4 protein-coding genes are annotated in these 3,495 nt (G+C 71.9%); 2 read left to right on the forward strand and 2 right to left on the reverse strand.

Annotated features, from left to right (window positions below; all coding sequences use genetic code 11):
- On the reverse strand, window positions 1–793 hold a 793-nt coding region (locus I5E_RS19435), incomplete at its 3' end, for an ArnT family glycosyltransferase (protein WP_022908455.1).
- Window positions 790–1,602 carry a glycosyltransferase gene (locus I5E_RS23945; protein WP_261974998.1) on the reverse strand — a complete coding sequence of 271 codons (813 nt, stop codon included), beginning with the start codon at window positions 1,600–1,602 and terminating at the stop codon, window positions 790–792. The genes I5E_RS23945 and I5E_RS19435, both read right to left, overlap by 4 nt.
- On the opposite strand from I5E_RS23945, the gene I5E_RS19445 reads away from it, so the two are divergent.
- Window positions 1,510–2,826 carry an N-acetylglutaminylglutamine amidotransferase gene (locus I5E_RS19445; RefSeq protein WP_261974999.1) on the forward strand — a complete coding sequence of 439 codons (1,317 nt, stop codon included), beginning with the start codon at window positions 1,510–1,512 and terminating at the stop codon, window positions 2,824–2,826. The genes I5E_RS23945 and I5E_RS19445 overlap by 93 nt on opposite strands.
- 101 nt (window positions 2,827–2,927) lie before the next feature.
- The coding region (locus I5E_RS19450; protein WP_369007694.1) for a TolB family protein at window positions 2,928–3,495 on the forward strand (568 nt) is incomplete at its 3' end.

A 3,495-nucleotide genomic window follows, 5' to 3' on the forward strand; every position in this document is an offset into this window, starting at 1 on the left:
GGAGGCTCACCCGTCCGGCACCGGGCAGCAGCTCGCCCTTCACCGCCGCGAGCAGCAGGTAGCCGCCACCGATGACGATGAGGACGGCTCCGGCGACGCTCAGGGTGTAGCGACGGGTGCTCCGGTCGGCCCGACGCACCGCGATCCAGATGAGGAACGGCAGCGCGAGCAGGTAGGTCTCCTTCGAGAGCACGGCGATGCCGAGGCAGGCGGCCGCGCCGGCGAACCCGGCGAGCTGCTGCCGACGGCTGAGCACGAGGACGAACGCGGCGAGGAGCCACGGCGTCGCGACGTTGTCGATGTAGACCGTGCGGTGGTACTGCAGGGCCAGCGGCGACAGCGCGAACACGAGTCCGGCGGCCGCGGCGGTGGCCCGGCCGCTCCCGAGTCGACGGGCGAGGACGAAGAGCAGGATGCTCGAGACGGCGGCGAAGAAGACCATCGCCTCGCGCCCGGCCTCGACGGCGAACGGGTAGCGCGCGAAGGCGCCGGTGAGCGAGGTGTACCCCGCGATCTGGATCCACCCGAGCGGCGGGTGGTCGTACCAGTACGTGTAGTGGGTGATCTCGCCGAGGTGCGTGATCGCCCACGCCTGGGCCGTGTACGTGCCCTCGTCGTCGATGCGCTGCGGGGTGCCGGACATGTTCCACGTCTGCACCACGACGGTGACGGCGAGGACGGGCAGCAGCCAGCCGAGGCTCGCGGCGTGCCGACGGAACCACGCGCCGATGCCGGACCCGGCGACAGCGCCGCGGATCGGGATGCCGGTGGTGTTCGTGATGCTGGCGCTCATCGGTTCCCTCCGGTGGTCGAGGTGGCGAGCTCGCGGTCGTCCGCGTGGTCGGGTGATGCAGGCACACGCGTGGTGACCGCGTTGGCGAACCCGACGACCTCGGCTGGCTGCCCAGCGGTGCGGTGCTGCCCGGTGTGCTCGGTCTTCTCCCACCCGTTCTGGCCCTTGGCGTGCCGGACCACGGCCCGGACCGCCGCCGCGGCGAGGAAGATCTGGTACGGCACGAGGCCGAGGACGAGCTTCACGTAGTCACGGAAGCGGACCTTCTCCTGGTAGAGCCGACCGAACTCGTTCAGGCCGACGATCTCGACCGCGAGCAGCATGAGCGTCGGCCCGACGGGGATGAAGGACACGAGGGCGATCGCCGTCGGCACCTTGACGAACAGGATCATCAGGACGCTGAGCGGGATGAGGAGCCCGGTGGCCGCCTGGATGAACGGCATCGTGAGCATGTACCGGGCGAAGAACCGCTGCCGGAACGACGGGAGCTTCTTCCACTCGCCCTTGCCGAGGACCTGCAGGAAGCCCTGGTTCCACCGGGTCCGCTGCTTGAGGAGCGACGCGAAGGTGGGCGGGGTCTCCTCACGGGTGACGGCCTCGGGGCTGTACGCGACGACGACCTTGGCGCCGTCGGCGGACAGGCGGACGCCGAGCTCGCAGTCCTCGGCGAGCTCTACGTCGCCGAGGTCCCCGGCGGGATCCGCTTCGCCAGCTCCCTGCCCGCGGTCCTCGCCGGAAACGGCGGCCCCGGGGGCAGCGTCGACACGAGCATCGACCCGATCGCCTTCGCGTCCTACATGACCTTCCACTCGATCGTCCCGGCGCCCCGCACGATCCTGTCCGGCGTCGGCAAGCTGCCGCCGGCCACCGTCCGGGTGATCGAGCGCGACGGCACCTCCCGCGACGAGACGTACTGGGAACCCCGCTTCGAGCGCGACCCGGACAAGGCCGACTGGACCGACCAGGACTGGCAGGAGGCCTTCACCGCGAAGCTCCGCACCGCGGTCGAGCGCCGCATGGTCGCCGACGTGCCGGTCGGCGTGCTGCTCTCCGGCGGGATCGACTCCTCGCTCGTCGTGGCCCTGCTCGCCGAGGCCGGTCAGCAGGACCTCGCCACGTTCAGCATCGGCTTCGAGTCGGCCGGCGGCGAGTCCGGTGACGAGTTCGAGTACTCCGACGAGGTCGCCCGGCACTTCGGCACCGACCACCACCGCATCCGGATCCCCTCCTCGCGTCTGCTCGACGGCATCGACGGCGCGATCGGCGCCATGAGCGAGCCGATGGTCAGCCACGACTGCGTCGCCTTCTACCTGCTGTCGGAAGAGGTGTCGCAGCACGTCAAGGTGGTGCAGTCCGGGCAGGGCGCCGACGAGGTGCTCGGTGGCTACAGCTGGTACCCGCCGCTCGCCTCCGTCCCCCGGGACCAGGCCGCCGAGGCCTACCGGTCGGTGTTCATGGACCGCCGCTGGCCGGCCCTGCAACCCCTGCTCGGGGAGCGCTGGCGGAGCGACGACGACACCCCGTCCGCGTTCGTGGACGCCGCGTTCGCGGTCCCCGGCGCCGAGACGAGCGTCGATGCCGCGCTCCGCAGCGACACGATGACGATGCTCGTCGACGACCCGGTGAAGCGCGTCGACAACATGACGATGGCGTGGGGCCTCGAGGCGCGCGTGCCGTTCCTCGACCACGAGTTCGTCGAGTTCGCCGGGGCGATCCCGCCGGAGCTGAAGCTCGCCGACGGCGGCAAGGGCGTCATGAAGCGCGCGGCCCGCGGCATCGTCCCCGACGCCGTCATCGACCGGACGAAGGGGTACTTCCCGGTGCCGGCGATCCGGCAGCTCGAGGGCCCGTACCTCGAGCGCGTCCGGCAGGCGCTGCACGCGCCGGAGGCACGGGAGCGCGGGCTCTTCGACCCGGGTACCGTCGAGCGGATGCTCCAGGACCCGAACGGCACACGGACCGAGATCGGCGCGAACGCGCTCTGGCAGCTCGGCCTCATCGAGATGTGGCTGCAGCAGCAGGGGGTGCGGTGAGGCCGGGAGGCGCGACACCCGTCGCGTCGTCGACCCGCGTCCGGCAGGCGGCCGACCTGGGCGAGCGCCTCGTCGCCGCCTGGGGGTCGTGGGGACCCACCATGACGCGGAACGCGCGCCGGGTCGCCTTCGTCAGCGATCGGCACGGCACCCCCGAGGTCTTCGTGCAGGACGTCGTCGTCGGCGCCGACCCGCCCGAGCCCGTGCGGATCCGACTGTCCGACGACCCCGTGATCCGGGTGACGTGGTCGTCCGACGGCGAGTGGCTCGCCGTCGCCATCGCGACCGACGGCGGCGTGAAGCAGCAGGTCTGGGTGGTCCGCCCGGACGGCACCGACGCCGCGCAGATCGCCGGGTCCCGGTACCAGCACGCCGAGCTCGGACCGTGGAGCCGCAGCGGCCACCGGGTCGTCATCACCCTGCCGTCCACCGAGGCCGACCAGCCCGCCCGCTCCTACCTCGTCGACCCCGTCTCCGGGGACCGCGACGACCTCGCGGTGGGGGAGCTCATCCACATCCTCGATCTGAGCGTGGAGGAGCGCCTCGTCGTGCTCCGCGACGGCCAGCGCGGCCGGGAGTTCGTCGTGGTCGTCGACCGGCTCACCGACGAGAGCCACGCGCTGCTCGCAGAGTCACCGGACGGCTCGGCCGAGATCGCCTCCTCCGACC

Origin of the sequence: Curtobacterium sp. B18 (assembly GCF_000333375.1) — a bacterium.
Classification (GTDB): Bacteria; Actinomycetota; Actinomycetes; order Actinomycetales; family Microbacteriaceae; genus Curtobacterium.